The 18974-nt window shown below is 44.4% G+C and carries 13 protein-coding genes; all 13 read left to right on the top strand.

Annotation, left to right across the window (positions count from 1 at the left end; all coding sequences use genetic code 11):
• The 13 genes from G5B30_RS14145 to G5B30_RS14205 all read left to right on the top strand — a co-directional run bounded on the left by G5B30_RS14145 (position 1) and on the right by G5B30_RS14205 (position 18964).
• Complete coding sequence (locus G5B30_RS14145) at positions 1–1584, top strand: RagB/SusD family nutrient uptake outer membrane protein (protein WP_165320652.1); 1584 nt, start codon at positions 1–3, stop codon at positions 1582–1584.
• 18 nt (positions 1585–1602) lie between these two features.
• Positions 1603–2538, top strand: coding sequence for a DUF5017 domain-containing protein (locus tag G5B30_RS14150; protein WP_165320653.1), 936 nt, complete (start codon positions 1603–1605; stop codon positions 2536–2538).
• 187 nt (positions 2539–2725) lie between these two features.
• Positions 2726–3250 (top strand): RNA polymerase sigma factor, encoded by a 525-nt coding sequence (locus G5B30_RS14155; RefSeq protein ID WP_206367138.1) that lies wholly within the window; start codon positions 2726–2728, stop codon positions 3248–3250.
• Between the two features lie 301 nt (positions 3251–3551).
• Complete coding sequence (locus G5B30_RS14160; protein WP_165320655.1) at positions 3552–5219, top strand: DUF5017 domain-containing protein; 1668 nt, start codon at positions 3552–3554, stop codon at positions 5217–5219.
• Between the two features lie 2 nt (positions 5220–5221).
• Positions 5222–7927: a hypothetical protein gene (locus G5B30_RS14165; RefSeq protein ID WP_165320656.1), complete on the top strand. Its 2706-nt coding sequence runs from the start codon at positions 5222–5224 to the stop codon at positions 7925–7927.
• 25 nt (positions 7928–7952) lie between these two features.
• Complete coding sequence (locus G5B30_RS14170) at positions 7953–8510, top strand: DUF5017 domain-containing protein (RefSeq protein WP_165320657.1); 558 nt, start codon at positions 7953–7955, stop codon at positions 8508–8510.
• Positions 8511–8527: 17 nt separating this feature from the next.
• Entirely contained in the window at positions 8528–11623 is a 3096-nt protein-coding gene (locus tag G5B30_RS14175; protein ID WP_165320658.1) for a SusC/RagA family TonB-linked outer membrane protein, read from the top strand.
• Positions 11624–11642: 19 nt separating this feature from the next.
• The gene (locus tag G5B30_RS14180) at positions 11643–13088 is read left to right on the top strand and encodes a RagB/SusD family nutrient uptake outer membrane protein (RefSeq protein WP_165320659.1); all 1446 of its coding nucleotides are present in this window, start codon (positions 11643–11645) and stop codon (positions 13086–13088) included.
• Positions 13089–13105: 17 nt separating this feature from the next.
• Entirely contained in the window at positions 13106–14617 is a 1512-nt protein-coding gene (locus G5B30_RS14185) for a cadherin-like domain-containing protein (RefSeq protein WP_165320660.1), read from the top strand.
• Positions 14618–14629: 12 nt separating this feature from the next.
• Positions 14630–15400, top strand: coding sequence for a sialate O-acetylesterase (locus G5B30_RS14190; RefSeq protein WP_165320661.1), 771 nt, complete (start codon positions 14630–14632; stop codon positions 15398–15400).
• Positions 15401–15582: 182 nt separating this feature from the next.
• The gene (locus G5B30_RS14195) at positions 15583–15885 is read left to right on the top strand and encodes a hypothetical protein (protein WP_165320662.1); all 303 of its coding nucleotides are present in this window, start codon (positions 15583–15585) and stop codon (positions 15883–15885) included.
• Positions 15886–16041: 156 nt separating this feature from the next.
• On the top strand, positions 16042–16968 hold the full coding sequence (locus tag G5B30_RS14200) for a hypothetical protein (RefSeq protein WP_165320663.1): 927 nt from the start codon (positions 16042–16044) through the stop codon (positions 16966–16968).
• 1 nt (position 16969) lies between these two features.
• Positions 16970–18964, top strand: a complete 1995-nt coding sequence (locus G5B30_RS14205) for a TonB-dependent receptor plug domain-containing protein (RefSeq protein ID WP_240903225.1) — start codon at positions 16970–16972, stop codon at positions 18962–18964.
• Positions 18965–18974: the final 10 nt, after the last annotated feature.

An 18974-nucleotide genomic window follows, 5' to 3' on the forward strand; every position in this document is an offset into this window, starting at 1 on the left:
ATGAAATATTTGATGAACTGCTTTTTGATTACATGTATATTGGTGCTATTCGTAGGGTGTAATAAACTGTTTGATACACAGCCGGAGGATTTTGTAGATCAAGAACAGTTTTATCAGACCGAGCAGCAATTGAACAATGCCTTGGTAGCAGTATATAGCCACTTAGGCAAAGGCGAATTGTATGGCGGAAGAATGATTGCCAGACTGGGAATGGATGGAGACGAAGCATTTTACAATTCAAGCCTATTTACAGGGGTTTTAAATAATAGTATTATCCCGACAGACTCTTATATAACCGGTTTTTGGAGAGTTTGTTATGAAGCCATCAACAGGGCAAACCTATTGTTGAAATATATCGACAGACCGGTTATGAGCGAAAAAAATAGGGATATAATTAAAGGTGAAGCCTTGTTTTTGCGGGGATATTATTACCTGTTGCTCACTAGCAATTTCGGGGACGTTCCTTTAATTCTTGAACCAAGTCTATCGGCTTCTCAGACCACCCAGATTTTGCAGACAAAAAGTAAAGATGTTTACGAGCAGATTATTACGGACATGACCGCAGCTCAGGGCATGGTATTGACGGCCTCAGAGGTTGGATTTGGTGGTAGAATTAACCGATCCGCCGTACAGGGTATTTTATCCAGAGTTTGCTTGTATATGGCCGGAAACCCGGTTAATGATGTGTCAAAATATGAAGACGCTAGAGCGTGGGCTGATAGTGTAATAACTTCGGGGCAACATGAGCTGAATACGAGTTATTCCGACGTATTTAAAAATTATGCCAAGGATGTTTACAATATCAAAGAGAGTATTTTGGAAGTAGAGTTCTATGGAAATTCCGAAGGTATTTATTCAGAAGGGGGTACAGTAGGTAACGCCAATGGTATCCGATATACGGGAGATGACACGGACTACGGTAGAGCCGATGGTTATTTAAATATCACCCCGAACTTGTGGGAGCTTTATCCGGATGCCAATAGTTTGACGTCTCCGGATTTGAGAAGAGACTGGTCCATCGCACCATTTTCGTTATCAGGTGACCCTGCTGTTGAAAAACCGTGGACTGTTTCGCAGATATTAAACAGGTTTCCGGGTAAATTTCGCCGTTTTTATGAGGAAGTATTACCAAAAACCAGCAGTTCACCTCAAAATTTCCCCCTGTTACGCTATGCTGATGTGTTGCTGATGTACGCCGAAGCTGATAATTATTTAAACCAAGGGCCCACACCTGAGGCGTTGGAGGCTTTTAATCAGGTTAAAAGGAGAGCTTATGGTCTGCCGGTAAAAGATGCAAGTGTGTTAGATTTAGATATGTCTATTTCTTACGCTGATTTCCTGGAGGAGATAAAAAATGAAAGATCGAGGGAACTCAGTTTTGAATGTCTGCGGAAGAGGGATCTGGTGAGATGGGGTGATTATATGAAGAATATGAAGGCCGTCTATTTGCAGGTAGTAGATTTGGACCCCACTTCAAGAGCCGTATCTTATTTCGGAAACGTAACGGACCGTGATGTGCTGTGGCCCATACCTGCTTACGGAATGGGTGTAAATTCTTCGTTGGTTCAAAACTATGGGTGGTAAATCTAAAATACAGAAGTTATGAAATGGATTAGTGCATTGCTGATATTAGTGATTATTTCTTCATGCAGTAAGGTAGACTTTAAAACTGCTGAACTCGAAGTGTATGTAGACGATACCGCGTATAAAGTCGGTGACCCCATATTTTTTAACATTAAAAGTAATGCGGACAATATCGTTTTTTATTCTGGTGTAGCCTATGGCGATACATTAAACGAATACAAATCCAGGGACGGCAGAGAGATACCGATAGAAAATTTGAAAATGTCATTCAGTACCAAGCTGGGGACTGCCGGCACGCAGGTAGATCAGTTGCGGATTCTGGTTTCTACAGATTTTAATGGTATATATTCAGAAGAAAATGTCGATTTGGCACAATGGATAGATATTACTTCGGAATTTACCCTATCTACATCCACTGCAGTAGTTAATAGTGGCGAACATCGTTTAAACCAATATACGGAACCAGGAAAACCGCTGTATGTTTGTTTTAAATATATCGCAAGACCTAGGACAACCTATAAAACGGCACGAGATGTAACGATCAGCGAATTTCTGATAACGAATGAAGGCGGGTACGGAAAGCATGATGTTGTTACTTTTACAAGATCGGGCTTTGCCGCGGCAACGGCTGTACGAAAAGGGAATTTCACACCGACTGAGGGAAGGACTGTTTTCTCTAATACATCTATACAGCTAAGAGCTAATAATGCTGCCGGGACAACAGATGAGTATACCGAAACTTGGGTTATTTCCAAGCCGATTAATACCGATTTTCTAAACTTAGGCCCTGATGCGTCTATTCCCTTAAAGGGATATAAGGAACTGAAACAGGAAGCATTTTATTATACTTATTACAGACCCGGTGCCTATACCGCGACATTTGTAGCATTCAACATGAATAAAGACGAGATAAGTTCGGTTGTCAAAGAGATAGACATTAAAGTGGGCCGTTAGTTTTGGATTCGGCAAAGAACTCTCTATATTTAACTTTATAATCATTTGATGGAAACTTCGTTTTTGTGGTCAGGTTATCGAGTTGTATTCACTTTGTTCGTTGTATTAAATTGCTGATGCAATGGTTGTCTTAGATACTCATTTACATTTATTGCGCAAAGGAAATCAACAAGGGCTCCAATTCTTTATGCAAAGGCATATCCGGGAATTGACGTACTTTGCGCAGCGTATCGTCCAAAAGACAGAAATTGCTGAAGAAATTGTACAGGACAGTTTTGTGAAAGTATGGGAGGCACGGCATAGTTTTCAAACCGCAGACAACATCAAGGCTTTTCTTTATATTTCTACAAAGAATGCTTGTCTTAACTATATAGACTCGGCCGACACACGCAGACGTACATATTATAATGAGCTTTCGGAAGATATTCTACATCCCGATACCGATGTACTTACTGGGATAATCCATGCGGAGACCATAGGAATCATCTATAATGAATTAGAAAAGTTGCCCGCCCAACAGGCTAAGGTGTTTCGATTGTCCTTTTTTGAAGGCTTTTCTACAGAAGAGATTTGTCGAGAGCTCGGTATTTCTTCAAATGCGGTTTTTTTAGCTCGCTCCAGAGCTGTACAGACTTTACAAAAGATATTTAAGGATAAGGATACGCTTTATTACATTGCGTTTTTACATATTCTTTTTACGCCTCTTAAATAATTTTTGTAACAATATCTTCTGTTATAAATTCTATTTCAAAAAAAATAAAAATTTTGGACAGGTTTTTCTGTTTTTCCTGTTTCTATGTTTAGAGAAGGTATGAACTCCATGTGAGTACGTTGCCTATCTTAACTAGAGAAAACCGATTATAGGTGTCATTTAGTGGATAAACTGGAGAATTTTGCCCTAAGCATAAGGTGCTGTCTGGGCAAATTTTGTGTCAACTTGGATGACGTTAAAAAAGTATAATCAATTTACGGGTACGTAAACAAGATATAAAAAACAGATATAAATGAACATTATGATGAACCTTAGGAATTATTTAGCCCTTTTCTTCTTTTTGTGTATAACTGCACTGACCACGAGTGCCTCTACGGCAGACGAGTATGTATTCCACTTTCGGTCCAGTGTCGTATATGGATCCCAAAAGAATGATCTGACGATGTATGTTTCGACGGATTTCCCCGGTGGCAATACACTCGACGACATCAATAGCTCGACTTGGGAAGATATAACAAATAAGCCTACCTTAAGCGAGGGGACTTCCTTTGTAAACTCCGGTGATGTGGATTTTACACCATTTATTAAACCAGGCAAACCGTTATTTATCGCCTTTAAATACAGTGCGCCGGCTACGCCTCGACCTACACAGCGAATGTGGCGAATAACAAGGCCTTCTTTTAAGCACAATGGTGCAAACGTAAACCTCTCGGAATGGCTATTCATCAATCATGCAGATAATGACGAGAATGTTGGCTGGGAGAAAATGACGAATGGTGCAGGCATTCAGTACCGTTCGCGTATGACAAAGAAAAAGACAGAAAGTTGGGCGGTTGTACAGGTATTGCTCCCCGGTACAAAACCAATTATTTCGGGCGTAACTAGTTCGGTGGCAAAAGCTGCGAAGCCGACAGAGACCGTATCTACAGAAAAGGTTAAGTCTGGTGGCAATTCGGGAACTGCGGTTGTTACACGGGAGGATTTGAAGAAAGCGATGTACGAGGCTTATCTTGCAAACGGGCCAGATCCAGCGATTCAGAATCAATTGGGGAAGGCAGAAGTGCTGGAAAAGATTAAGCTGGAGGGTTATGAACGCTGGCATATTAAATATAAGGTCGATAAAGAGGAATATTCCTATGCTTTCATCCTGCTTCCGCTACATATTTCGGCAGGAGCCAAACTCCCGTTGATGTTATGCCCTCATCCAACGTATAACTTGGGCAAGAATAGAGTGGCGGATTTGTATGACGAACCGGCAAAAAGTAAATCCGATTCGTTGAGCAGGGTTTCCCGTCAATATGGTGTGGATCTGGTAAAAAGAGGGTTTGTTGTTTTTGCACCCGATAGAGCAGGGTATGGCGAACGCCGGTTATTACCTGATGCAGGGTTTAAAGAAAATATGTCTGCTTTTTCCAAAAAAATGCGGGAGACGTATCCTAAATTTGGCTTAAACGGCAAGGCCATCTGGGATCTACAGGTCGGCCTCAACCTCATGCTGACGTATGATTTTGTGGACAAGGAGAATGTCGGAATAATCGGGCATTCGCTGGGTGCGTGGGATGCGATTCTTTTTTCAGCATTGGATGACCGGGTAAAGGCTGCAGTGGTCAACTCCGGGGGTATGATCGCCTACTTACCCGAATTATGGTCTGAGGATCAGACTGCATTGCGTGCTTATATCGGGTCGCGCTCAAAACAGTCATTAACAAAAAATGTCAACATCTTTTTGATGCTGAATGCGTCGCGCTCCGTTTTCTATCTATTCTCCTTACGGGATCCGTTTTACAAAGGTGCACCACAATTGTTGGAGGGCTATAAAACGATATATGAATATTATAAAGCGCATAATCCCAAAAAGCGGGCGGATATTTCGTATTTCCTGCACCGGGATGGTCACGATTTTGCGCCTACAGCCCGGGCTGCGGCATATACGTGGCTTGAGGAACGGTTAAAGGAGAATGAACAATAGATATGAAAGAAAGTATAATGAGACAAGTTTATCTGGCGTGTTTGTCGCTGCTGATTTTTTTTCCGATTGTCCTATCGGCGCAGGAAAATGTGTTGGTGTATGGGGAAGCCTTTTCTAATTCTGCAGTGTTGAAAAAAGATTTGGAAAACAAGAATTTCAAGGTGCAGTACATCACTGCTGCTGGCTTATCGGATATCACGGTGGACCAGGGACGATTGCTGTTGATGGGTGGAGATACACCCTGCCCGCCCGAAAGTAGACAGGCAATCAGCAAATATTTGGCAAAAGGAGGAAATGTAATGATGGTAGGTCCGGCCCTCTTTGATTATACGCCGAAACCTATTCGCCCCGTTCCCGTAGTGGACTTTAGCAGCAGCAAGAATTATAAAATTTTAAAACCACTTCGGAAACCAAGATTGGGGTCGATGGAAAAACCTGTTATCCAGGTGGTGGATGTTCCTTCGAGTAAGGATAAAGGCCTGTCCTTTTCGACGAAAGAAAGAGGGATGGCAGATACGTATGTGCAATTTGCTGTCGCACAGCACGCGTCTTCGACGAAATCGGTGCTAACCTTTAACGCGAAGGGTAATCACTATATGGATTTACTCGCTCTTGAGATTAAAGATAAAGATAAGAATAGGTGGTTGACATTTGTCCCATTATCATTAGAATGGAAAGAATATACGGTGTCTTTAGCGGACTTTCTACCGGAAGGATGGAAGTCAGAAGGTACGATGTATCCGTTGCTTGAGCCGGCACAGGTTGATTCCCTTGCGATAGGGGCTAATCTCGCGACAGTATGGAAAGAAAAGCCAATGGCTTTTGGGATAGCCAACGTGGCATTGTGTGAGAACGCTACCGGTATATATACGCCAACTTCTGCATTGAATGCACTACGATTGCCTTTTCTGGAAAATGGGATAACCGTTCCACAATGGATTGTCGATCCTTTTTTTCAATCGCAGCCTGAGGGAAGCACAGAAACATTGGTGTCACCTCAGGATTCGCCGTTTGCTGCTGTGTCACCGGTAACGGTGAAGGATAAAGTCTTATTAGCGGATGCTTTAGTAGAATTTCCGGGATCAATGAGCGGTACGGATACCAAAAAGAGCTACGACTATCGTCTAGATCGAGAAAAACGTGCGATACCCCTTTTGGTGACGAATGGGGGCAATGTGGTTGCGCGGTTTGATATTCATGCCGGAGGCAAATACCGACATGCCGCGGTAGCGGCATTTGGTCTGCAGCCTGAGACCATGTTAGCACATGCGGACTTGCGCCGTACACTAACGGATGCCATTGATTTTATTTTACGAACACCCCGTGTATTGAAGACAACGGTGAATACAACTACGCAAAAGGCGGATGAGGAGATCGTGCCGAAATTTAAGATTCTGTTGCAGAATCCAACATCGCAGACGGTGAAGGGAAAATTGACCTTAGCTATTGAAGGCCTGTCACAGAAGAAAGTGGATGTAACGATTTCACCCCGTGAGACCTTGGATCGGATTGTCCAGTTTGGTGAAGTGCCGGCTGATTTTTCATTTAAGAAGTTTGACTGGAAGATCGAGCTGACAACACCTTTGGGCAACGATCGTGTACAGGAGACAGTGGACGTGGAGCGCGCCATGTTGGAAGCATTTATCCATTTGGTTGAAACGCAAAAGAAATACCCGGACGGGCGATATAGCAACCATTATTTTGGCGATGCCTATGGCGTACGAGCCATGTTTGCTTATCTGGATTTTCTGGATCGCAATCCCGAGCACCTGGCAAAGAATACAGATTTGTGGAAAAAAATTTCACCGGCGGATATACGGGAAAGTGCGATACGTTTTTGTGACATGTTGGTCGAGCGGCAATTGCCGGATGGTGCACTTCCCATGGGGTACTCCGAACATGCGCATGGTTATAATGTTGCCGATGGCGGACAAATGGTGTTGGCTTTATCCCAATTGTCACGATATGTGAAAGACGAACAAAAACGGAAGACCTATATGAATGTGGTCTACCGCTTTATGGATTGGGCAGAGACATACTATATCGATAAGGCAAAATCTGATTCGCTGAAAACAAGTGAACCGGATGCTTATAAAAAGGGACAAGCGAAAGAGGGGCTATATGGCTTAGGCCGATCCGGAAAACGGCGTCGGGAGACAGGGCCTTCCTGGGTACTGTCGGATATATTAGGCGCACAGGTGTATGTGGCCTATGTCGACAAAAATGATCGTCAGCAAATGTATCGGGAGATAGCTGAAAGAAATGTCCGGTTTTACGCCAATGCCCAATATTCGGCAGCGGGATATTATCAGGCTGAAGCGCTTTTCTGGTCCTACTTGACCACGCAAGACAAGTCGATCCGGAAAGTAATTGCGGCAAATCTGAAAAACTCATTCCTACCCCCGTTATATAAAGGAAAGCTGAATGATATGTACGATTTGGGATCCCGATCGACTTTGCGGGCTCTACCGCTACTTTATTATCAGCAGTTCATCGCGAACACGGCCAGTAACCGAGCCGTACTGCTCAAATATATTTGGAGCTTTGGTTCAGACGATTCAATGTCTTCCATGCACAATCTGGCACAGTCGTTTCCCAAACCTGTCCACGGCGAATCGCTCGCGGCAGCGAAATATGCAGCATTAAGTGCGCTCTGGGCCATGGAATTATTAGAACCGGGGTCGACATTATATCCCGGAGTGAATTAGATTATCAATTATAAATTATAATATCATGAGAAAAATTAATGCTATAACCCCAAAGACGACAATCCTGTTCTGGTGTATGTTATTTTTTGCCCAGTTAGGTTTTGCACAGACGACGCTATCATTTAAGAATGCGGTCCAATATGGCTCACAGGAGAATAATCTTTCCGTGATGATTTCTACCGATTTCAATGGGAAATACGATTTGGAGAATGTGCAAAAAGCGACCTGGAAGGACGTGACAGAAAAATTTCATTTGGCATCAGATAAGAGTTTTATAGCATCCGGGGACTTAGATATGTCTCCGTGGATAAAGCCCGGACAGCAAGTATATCTTGCTTTCCGATATCTGGGACAGGCGTCACCGAAACCAACACAAAGGAGTTGGGTTATCTCAAAGATTTCCCTGACATCTGATGGTGTAGATCACCGCATCCCGACCGAGCGCTTTACCATTGTCGATGCACCCGAAAATTTGGAAGGAGCCACGTGGATGAAGTCTGCTGTAGCGCTACGGTTCCGTTCTAATTTGTCAAAAATAAAATCTGAAAGTTGGGCAATAGTTCCGATTACAGAGGCTAAGTAAAGATTTAAAAAGAAATTATGATGATTTATAACCATATGAAAAGTAAAGCGAATATTTTTCTTCTTCTCTTGATGTTGTTTTCTATTGGTGTGAATGCCCAGGATAGAAAAGTCTCAGGCGTAGTAACCGATTCACAGACAGGCGAGGCTATCCGGGGCGTACTCGTATCCGTCAAAGGAAGTTCAACCAATACGCTGACCGATGACAACGGAAGGTACACGCTATCGGGTCTTTCGAATGACGCTGTCCTGTCTTTTACGTTTTTAGGTATGACGACGGTCGAGGCTTCTGTCGCAGGAAAGAGTGCCATTAACGTCACGATGGAGCGATTGGCTTTAGATTTAGACGAAGTTGTTGTCATTGGTTACGGAACCCAGTCAAAACGAGATGTAACCGGTTCGATCGTGTCCGTATCCGGAGAGGATATGGGTACGAGTCCTGGGGGGACAATTGTGTCAGCGTTGCAGGGAAAAGTGCCGGGTATGCAGATTATAACGAACTCTGGAGAACCCGGGGCTGGAGCAACAATACAGATCCGGGGAGCGTCATCGATCAGCGGTGGTAATGAACCGTTATATATTGTAGATGGTGTGCCTATCGATGGAAGCAATATCACAGCACTCAACGATGCGGCGACCTTCAGCCCTTTGGCGAGCATCGATCCCAATGATATCGAATCCATCGAAGTATTAAAAGATGCAGCCTCCGGTGCGATTTACGGTTCCCGAGCGGCCAACGGGGTAGTTATCATTACCACGAAAGGAGGAAACAAATTTGAGAACGTGAAACCACGGATAACACTGAGCCATACCTCCAGTTCGGTACAGCCCGGTCGTAAAATGGATGTCATGAACGCGGGGCAATTCCGCGAAGCTTATGTAGATGCCCGAACCAACAATGGGTCGACCATAAATGCAGACTGGATTGATAATCCGCATCATCCGTATTATAACAATACAACAGATTGGCAAGATATTCTGTTTCGCAGTGCTTATCAGCATAATAGTAATCTGGGGATCCGGGGTAGCTCGGAAACGTTTTCTTATGGTATATCTCTTGGTTATCGGGATCTTAAACCAACAATAGTACATACCGATTATGGACAAATGAATGCACGTGGAAATTTTTCCTATCGCATTACGAAGAATATTTCTGCAGAAACCCGGGTGTCCTATAGCAATATTGACTACACACGTATATTATCCTCTAGCGGGAGCTACTACAGTGCACTTCGGGCGGCGCTCTTTACCAACCCTGTCTTTACTCCTTATGATCCGCTTACGGGAGAGCTCATGGATTGGTTAGGGAAACGTGAACAGCGGAACCCTTTGGCAGTTGCCGAAAAGGTACCTGCGACATTTGATCGGAATATGACGACGTTGTCACAAAATGTCACTGCCGAACTGCTGAAGGGTTTGAAGTTCAAAACCAGTGTGTATGCAACGGTCTCTAAATTTGAGCAGTCTTATTATCAGCCCAAAACATTTAGCAACTCCACGCCAAGAAGGGATGACGGGCGCTATCAGCAGCGTACATCCAATCATTTTGTGAATGAAAACACCTTAAGTTATAACCGGCTTCTAAAAAAGCATCGTATCAGTGCGGTTCTCGGGCAGTCGATAGAGAAATGGTCGACGGATGGAATTCAACATTATGGAGAAGATTTTGTTGATCCGAACGTGACGCCGATACAGGGGGCAGCTCGGATGACACGTGTGGAACAGACCATTTCCAAACGGGCCATGCTTTCTTTTTTTGGACGGGTGAACTACAGTTATGCCGGCCGATATCTTGCTTCTTTCACAATGCGACGTGATGGTTCGTCACGTTTCGGAGCAGACCGTCGTTATGGTAATTTTCCAGCGGCAACGTTAGGTTGGCGTTTTTCGGATGAAAGCTTCATGGATTTTTCCGACAACATTCTGGATAATGGTATGATCCGCGGTAGCTTCGGTATTACAGGGAATCAAGTCGCTCCCAACTACGCCTGGCAGGGTGAATTTAACCCCGCTGCGAGCCGCTATGACGGGAATGTGGCCATTCTCCATGATGCCATGATGAATAATAGGTTAGGATGGGAAACAACGACACAGTATAACGTCGGTCTTGATCTGTCTATGTTTAAAAAGCGGGTCTCGTTTACAGCTGATATTTACAAGAAACAAAGTGAAGATCTATTATTTAGCTTCCCGCTCAACGGTTATACGGGTTTTAACTCGATCACCCGAAACTACGGGAGTATTGAAAATAGAGGATTGGAGCTCTTGTTGGAAACGGTCAATTTAAATAAGGCGGTACGTTGGGAAACAGGTGTCAACTTCTCCCTCAACAGGAACAAGGTGACAGCCTTGCCAGAAGGAGAGGATATTTTGATCGGTGATTTTTCGTTGGGCCGGATCGGTGAACCTGCCGGCGTGTTTTTTGCCCATCGTGCATTGGGCGTATATGCCAATGATACAGACAATGTGTACTACGCGCCGGATGGTGCCGTAGGCCAATACACGAGAGGATCGGCTACAGGAGAAGTCTTCAAGGGGGGAGATATGATCTGGGACGATATTGATGGTAACGGCATAATAGACGATAACGACCGGGTAATTATTGGTAATCCACACCCCAAGTTTATCGGTGGACTGAACAATAGCCTGGCTTACAAAAATATTTCATTGAAATTTTCCCTATACTGGTCGTACGGCAACCAAATCATGAATACCTTACGAAGAAGAAGGAATCAGATGCTTACCGCCGGAAATTTAGGGCAGGATGCTTTGCAACGTTGGAGAAAGCAAGGAGATGTTACCGATTTCCCCATGCTTCGGTATCAGGATTTAATGGGTAATTTCCGGACTTCCTCATTTACTATGGAAGATGGCTCTTTTGTTCGGCTTAAGGAAATTGTCTTAGGTTATACAGTTCCGGCCAAGTATTTAAAACGGTTCTTTCTCAACTCGCTTGGCGTGTATGTCTCGGGAACCAATTTGCTGACATGGAGTTCATATAGTGGGTTTGATCCCGAGGTAAATACATCGACCAATCCCTTCATTTCGGGAGCTGATAACGGATCATTGCCGCAGAGCCGCTCTTACAACTTCGGAATAACGGCTCAGTTTTAACGATTAAAAAAATATACAGATGAAGAAATACATTTATTTTATTGTGAGTTGCCTACTGCTTGGCAGTTCTTGTAATGTGCTGGATCTGGAACCTGAAACATCTTGGTCCGGCTCGAATATTCCGACTGATGAATCACACCTAAATGGTATATTGTATGGAGGTTATGAACGTCTGCGGTCTGCATTGTCCACCGGTTTCTTGGTGTACGGTGAACTGCGGGCAGAAGCATTTTATAACAATGCGTTTCAGACGAATATCGACAAAGCCATTAACAATTCCTTGGATTACGACATGTCGTACGCTTCGTGGCAGCCTTTTTATGAAGTCATTAAGCAGGCCAATATTGTCCTCAGGTATACACAGGATCTGATCGCGACAGGCGCCATTACACAGGCAAATGCGGATGCAATCATGGGGCAGGCCTATACATTACGGGCTTTTGCTTATTTTTATATTGTACGGATCTGGGGTGATGCGCCTTTGATCTTAGAGCCTTTTCTTTCTGACGACGATCTAAAAGGGTATGGCCGGGCGCCTTTGAATGAGCTATATACACAAATGCATCAGGACCTGCAAGAAGGTCAGCGCCTGATCCCGGCATCCAGCAACGAACGGACGACATTGACACGTGCGGCAGCCCACGCTATTGAGGCACATCTGTATGCGTGGGAGCATAATTACGAACAAGCTATCGTTTCCATCGATAAAGTATTGGGCAATTCGAATTATTCGCTAGCCAGTCTTTATAATTCAAGCTGGACTACCGGAGCAAGCGATTTTACGACTCGGGTACAGACGTCCGACTATGCGGCGATTTTTAATATAGGGCGTCATAAGGAATCTATCTTTGAGCTTGCTTTTAGCTTGGCCGACGGTGACAATACCCGATTCCTAACGAGCTATTTTTCGGGTACAAATCCGATTGTCCGTGTCATGCAGGAGTTTGGTGATAGCTTCGATAGCAACGATTGGCGGGCTATTGCAAGTAGCGAACGGTCGTCTTCCGGAACGTATAAGGCGATCAAGTATATCATTGGCTTTAGCGCGGATGTGGATACACGAAATATTGTCCTGCTGCGCTTGGGTGACCTATACCTGCTGAAGGCAGAAGCCATCATGTCCCTCGGCGATACCGACGACGATAGAGAAGAGGCGATGGAATTGGTCAATATTATCCGGAATAGAGCAGGTGGACCAGCCTTTGAAATACCGGAGACAGAATACCTGGATCGTGGTCTTTACACGCAGGATGATCTGCTCGACCTCATACTGGAAGAACGGAAGTTTGAACTGGCTTACGAAGGATACCGTTGGTTTGACCTGGTGCGCACAGGCAAGGCAATCGAAGTATTGCAGGAGACCCGCGGTATAGATCTCGATCCAAGATCCTTGGTGTGGCCTATCCATATTGATGAGATTAGACGATCAGGGGGACTGATTGAGCAAAATGAATACTACAAGTAAAATTTAAAGAGATAGCTATGAAATATTCAGCACTATTAATAGTTGGTCTATGCATTGTCCTATTGACCGGCTGTAATAAACTAATGAAAGATTATGACTTAGATACCTCCAATGATCTGGATGACGTCACACTCTTGGAATATATCAGTCAAGGAAAAGACTCTCGGCTAACACTATATGCCGAGGCAGTGCATTATGCAGGTATGGAAGATATCATAGAGGGGCAAGCCAAAACCCGGATTGTTCCCACCAATGAAGCGATTCAAGGGCTGTTGCTCAGTGCAGGCGTATCGAGTATACAGGAATTGTCGCCGAATGTGGTAAAGGAGATGCTTTCTTATCTCGTTATTCCCGGTGCTTACCGGTCGTTGGATTTGGAGGAAGATGAAACGATCGGGGAAGCTACGGTACAGGGGGACAGTTTATACCTTACTCGAAATGTATCGGCTACCGATAAATTTCGTCTTTATGTCAACAAAAATTCCAAGCTTGCTACGCCACAGATACCGGTGATTGGTCAAGACTATGTGTTCAAAGACGGCGTTGCCCATGTCGTCAATATCTTTCCGACTTACCAGGGAGTCATGACGGTTACGGATCCAGTGCCCGATGGAGTGGATTATTCGGATGCTAAAAAGGATACGTTATGGGTGGAGGCAGATGCTCATGTCTACAGAGGAAGTCGCGATGCGAATTATGGTGACGACGGACCATATACTACTCGCTCTATCATCGTGAATGCTCGCCCCGATAATCATGTCTCTGCAAGACGTGGGCTCATCAAGTTTGATTTAAAAGATATTGCTTTTGCGGACGATTTAGTCGGTGCGAACTTCAACTTTAATGTTCGCACTCCCTTTCCTGCAAATATAACGCCCACTCTTGGTGTTTGGGAGACCGGTACGGATTGGGAAGAATTTGGTGAAACTGGTGTAACGTGGAATACTATGCCAACTTTTGGGGGACAGATAGCTACCTCAGAAGTAGTTGTCGTGGGTTGGAATGTCGTGTCGCTAACGACTTTCATCAACCGTGCATACCAACAGCATGTGGAGGAAGTATCCTTAGGACTTGGGTTGATGGATGATCCAAATGGTGAGTTTGGTAATGTTTTCATTTATAACAGAGAGCAGAGTAATGGAGACTATAAAGCTTTTATCAGCTTACTTGGCGCGATGCCAAGCGAGCTGGAACTCGATCATCTTACTGCGTTGCAAGTACCCCAAGATGGGGCAGCTGCGGTAACGAAAGAACAGCTATCGATGAAGCCCGCTGTATCACCGACCTATAATTATACCGACAACAATATTATCTATGTATTGGCAGAGACCCCGGCGAATGGTACTGTGACGCGCTTCGGTCTTCCTATGGGCAAATTTGGGGAGTTTACGCAGGAAGAATTGAAAGGTGGTGCTATCCGCTACGTACACGATGGTACGGGTTCTTCGGATGCGATCACGTTTAAGGTAAAGGATTATATTGGTGGTGTGTATGCTGAATTGATCGAACTACCAGTTACTATACAATAATATATTAGGACTATGATACGAATAAAACGATATGCTATTTTCATACTTGGATTCGTCCTGGTGTTAGGGCATGGCTGCGCTACGAAATCGAAAGTGACGAATAATCAGATGGAACTCTATTTATTAGTGGGGCAATCCAATATGGCCGGACGGGGTACCATCGAGGCCATAGATACAGCAACCCATGCAAACGTGTATGTACTGAATGCCGAAGACGGTTGGAGCTTAGCCAAGGAACCGCTCCATTACGATAAAGCCAATAGGGGAGTAGGGCCCGGATTTGTATTTGGTCAGATCATGGCGGCAAACAGAAAGGGAACCCGCATTGGTTTAATTCCCGCGGCTGTAGGAGGTACAAAAATTTCATACTGGCACCCGGGAGGAAAACGGGGCCTTTATGAAGAGGCAATCCGAAAAGCCAAAGTGGCGATGCAGCAGGGGAAATTAAAAGGTATTGTCTGGCAGCAGGGCGAATCGGATTCGAATACAAAAGATGCTCCCCTATACAAAGAGCGGTTAATGGCGCTGATGCAATCTTTCCGTAAGGATTTAGGAAATCCTGATCTTCCTATTGTCTTGGGCGGATTGGGAGATTTCCTTCGTCGGGATACCTATAAACAGGTGAACCAAGCGATACAGGAGGCTGCAAATGAGCTGGGGTATGCGGCCTATTCCGAGCCGAGTAAGCTGGGACATATCGGTGACAACTTGCATTTTAATAGTTCGGCACAGCGGGAGAATGGGAAACATATGGCGGAGGCGATGCTCGGCCTGCTTGAATAGAAATAGATTGTGAACAGATGGTGGTGTAATATTCTCGAAAAAAGTGATACGTGTTATTTTTAGGTTAGATTATTTCTGTACCTTTGAGCTACGTTTAGGGAAGTAAAATAATAGCTTTGAGGTTTTTCTGTACATATATTCTGCTAATCGCTCTGACACTGCAATCCTTTTATCGCAGTATTATGACCATGGAATATCAGATACATCTACCCGAGTATCTGGCAAAGTGTATCAACAAAGACCGTCCTCAATTACACTGTGATGGGCAGTGTGTTCTCATGAAAAAAATCAAGGAAAAAGAGAAAGAGGAAACAAAGAAGAATTTGCTCGTATATGAATACAGCGCTCTTTATGTGCATAAAGAGTATACTGTTTTTACTTTATATCAGCCAAAAGAAGAAACCACAGATAAGCCTTTCTCTCCTTATTTGATCGACTACCGGTTCAACTATAATACCCCCATATTCCGTCCCCCGATCGGTTGAGTCTGTCTCTAAGATGTATTTGCTCTTGACAAGGCTATGACGGACTATTATGTCCGTGGATACATTATTGCATTTTTTTCTTTAACGAAGTCCCAAAGCCGTCTGGATGATGGTAAATAATAGGATTTTGTATGCTCACACCACAGATTATCCATCATGAAGATAACGAGGTTTTGTGCTGTCGCCATAATTTTTGCAATGGTGGCATGCACCAAGGACAAGACAGACTACGAAGCGGAAATTGCAACAGAAGTCACTGAATACGTCGAGTTTGAAGAAGCTGCCCGTATTACGGTAGGAGATTATGACATCGGTGTCGAAGCCCTGAACGGGACTTTTTACGTGGGCTATAATGAAGTCCGCGTGAAAGTGACGGACAAACAGACCGGTGCGGATATGCAGGTCTCGTCGGTGACTTTTTTGCCCATACGGAAAGAGGAAGGCGGAAACACAACTTCCTGCCCGCACCGCTACGATATGAATATAAGTACGGACGAGAACTGTTTTTCGGGCTACGCGGTATTCACCGATGCAAGCAGGCCCGGCGGTAATTGGGAGCTATACATTTCGTTCACTATCGATGGACAGTTGTATAGCGTGCATCAAGCTATTACGGTAGAGGAACAGCTCAATATGAACCTGAACATGACCAGTTTTACGGGCAAAGATGACGAGCAATATATCATCGCTTTGGTATCGCCACAGCGCCCGAAGGTTGGCGAGAATGAACTGGTCGCCGGTATCTATAGATTTGAGCAACCGAACAGCCCACCTACGAGTGATTTTCCTGATCCTTCTCAGTTCACTTATACGGAAGTCAGTGGGTACACCTTGCTGTTGGATCCGCGGATGCCGGAGCCTTCTATGGGTAATCACTCTTCGCCCAACAATGTGGATCTGACGCAGCGGGATGATGGGCTGTACTATGGTGTGGTCAATTATACCATGACGGGCAACTGGACGTTGAACTTCATCTTACAGAACGAGGAAGGACGAATCTTGAGGGGAACGGAGGTTCCAACGGTTTTTACGCCGGGGATCGAGGGTGTGAAAAGTGAATTGTATATAGATGTTTTGTTTTAAGATGATGAAGAAGAAGATAAGCATTGCTTTTTTTGGTCTTTTCCTTGGAATACATGTCAGTGCACAACATACCCACACGCAAAGCGACAGTACTAAACATCTTAAAGAGGTAAAAATCACAGCTATTGCTAAAAAGAAGATCGAGACAGACATGAAAATGGCCGTTTCTGTGGATGAGTTTTTGGCGTCGTCCGAAAATATCAGCTTCATCAAACGTGGGGCATACGCTTGGGAGCCTTTGCTTAATAATATGAGTACCGAGCGCTCCACGTTGACTATAGACGGTATGCACGTATTCGGTGCTTGCACGGACAAGATGGATCCGGTTACTTCCTACGTAGAGAGCAACGACCTGTCCGGCATCAACATCACATCAGGACAGGAGGGTAATATGCACGGGGCTACTGTAGCTGGAAGCATTGACCTGAAAAGGAAAAGTATTCCCTTTGGCATGGAAAGGAAATGGAGTGGTGCGTATCAGAGCGGATTTGAATTCAACAACAGACAGTTTTTCAATCTAAGCAACCTGTCTTATTCCACGGAAAGATTTACAGCCGATGGCCGTGTCTCTTTTCGAAAGGCAGGCAACTACCGTGATGGTAAAAATGACGAAGTGAATCATTCGCAATACAACAAATTCAACACATCTTTAGGTTTAGCATATAAAACAGGGGATCTTTCATCGGTCAGGGTGGATGCTATCTACGACAAAGCAAAAGATGTAGGCTTTCCGGCATTGCCCATGGATCTGTGGCTGTCTCGCGCAATTATCACGTCGGCATCCTACAAACAGCTGTTTGACGAGGGGCTGCTACGGGTTTGGGATAGCAAGGTCTATTTTAATGCAATCGAGCATTATATGGACGATACCACACGCCCCGAAAACTTAGTGCATATGGATATGCCAGGGTGGAGTACGACCTACGGGCTGCTGTCCAGGGTTCATCTGAAGAAAGACAGTTATTCGTCTGAAATACAAGCCAACGCCTACGAAAATCTATCTATTGCCGAGATGACGATGTATCCACAGAATCGGAGCAAGAAGACTATGTTTGCGTATAGCTGGCCTTGGGTCATGACACGTTTTGCGGGACTTTCGATGAACAACACATGGGATATTTCCGAAAGGAGCCGATTGAATTTCGGGGGGTCGTTAGGCTGGAATTACAACCGCTCGAAGTATGTGGAATTTAATTGGATCTTTCATCCTGCTACTCCCCAGGAGAAAAGCCGGATACTGCCCGGACTGCATGCCAGCTATCGACTGGAAATCGATCAGTTTGCTTTTTCTGTCGGTACGGGTTATGGACATCGCGCGCCATCGGTTTCGGAAGGGTATGGATATTATATCTACAACAGCTTTGATCGTTACGACTACATTGGGAATCCGGATCTGAAAAATGAAATTTCTTACGAGGGGAATGCGAGTGCTGGATTCAGGAACGAAAGAATGGGCGTCGAGGCCAAGGTCAATTATTTCTATATCCAAAACTATATTGTCGGGAGGATTTTAAGTCTGGGGAGTCCGATGAATTATCAGTCGGTGGGGGTGAAAGGGTATACTTCTTTGGATCATGCGAGACTATTCAACCTCTCATTGAATGCCAATTACGATATTTTGAGACATTTGCATTGGAAAGGAATGCTCTCGTATGCACGGGCAACGGATGATAAAAAAGGCAATTTGCCGTTTATACGCCCGTTGAGCTATCAGACTTCTCTTTATTTTATGCATAGGAAGTTGGGGGTGTGGACTTCGGTGAATGGTGATTTTGAGCAGCAAAAATATAGTCCGGAATACGGTGAAGATCAGACACCGGCGTATATGATATGGAATATATCAGGAGATTATACGCTTAATTTTAAGGGGTATCAAGCTGTATTGCAGATTGGCGCAGAGAACCTCTTCAACACGTATTACAGCACCTACGCCGACTGGGGCAATATTCCGAGGATGGGGCGTAATATTTTCACCACGTTAAAAATCAATTTTTAGAAAAAACAAA

This window comes from Sphingobacterium sp. SGG-5, assembly GCF_011043525.1.
GTDB lineage: Bacteria > Bacteroidota > Bacteroidia > Sphingobacteriales > Sphingobacteriaceae > Sphingobacterium.

Excerpts from the sequence above, each read along its gene's own strand:
- G5B30_RS14195 (WP_165320662.1), top strand. The coding sequence starts at position 15,583 with ATGACCATGGAATATCAGATACATCTACCCGAGTATCTGGCAAAGTGT.
- G5B30_RS14155 (WP_206367138.1), top strand. The coding sequence starts at position 2,726 with ATGCAAAGGCATATCCGGGAATTGACGTACTTTGCGCAGCGTATCGTC.
- G5B30_RS14185 (WP_165320660.1), top strand. The coding sequence starts at position 13,106 with ATGAAATATTCAGCACTATTAATAGTTGGTCTATGCATTGTCCTATTG.
- G5B30_RS14175 (WP_165320658.1), top strand. The coding sequence starts at position 8,528 with ATGATGATTTATAACCATATGAAAAGTAAAGCGAATATTTTTCTTCTT.
- G5B30_RS14150 (WP_165320653.1), top strand. The coding sequence starts at position 1,603 with ATGAAATGGATTAGTGCATTGCTGATATTAGTGATTATTTCTTCATGC.
- G5B30_RS14160 (WP_165320655.1), top strand. The coding sequence starts at position 3,552 with ATGATGAACCTTAGGAATTATTTAGCCCTTTTCTTCTTTTTGTGTATA.
- G5B30_RS14190 (WP_165320661.1), top strand. The coding sequence starts at position 14,630 with ATGATACGAATAAAACGATATGCTATTTTCATACTTGGATTCGTCCTG.
- G5B30_RS14165 (WP_165320656.1), top strand. The coding sequence starts at position 5,222 with ATGAAAGAAAGTATAATGAGACAAGTTTATCTGGCGTGTTTGTCGCTG.
- G5B30_RS14200 (WP_165320663.1), top strand. The coding sequence starts at position 16,042 with ATGAAGATAACGAGGTTTTGTGCTGTCGCCATAATTTTTGCAATGGTG.
- G5B30_RS14180 (WP_165320659.1), top strand. The coding sequence starts at position 11,643 with ATGAAGAAATACATTTATTTTATTGTGAGTTGCCTACTGCTTGGCAGT.
- G5B30_RS14170 (WP_165320657.1), top strand. The coding sequence starts at position 7,953 with ATGAGAAAAATTAATGCTATAACCCCAAAGACGACAATCCTGTTCTGG.
- G5B30_RS14205 (WP_240903225.1), top strand. The coding sequence starts at position 16,970 with ATGATGAAGAAGAAGATAAGCATTGCTTTTTTTGGTCTTTTCCTTGGA.
- G5B30_RS14145 (WP_165320652.1), top strand. The coding sequence starts at position 1 with ATGAAATATTTGATGAACTGCTTTTTGATTACATGTATATTGGTGCTA.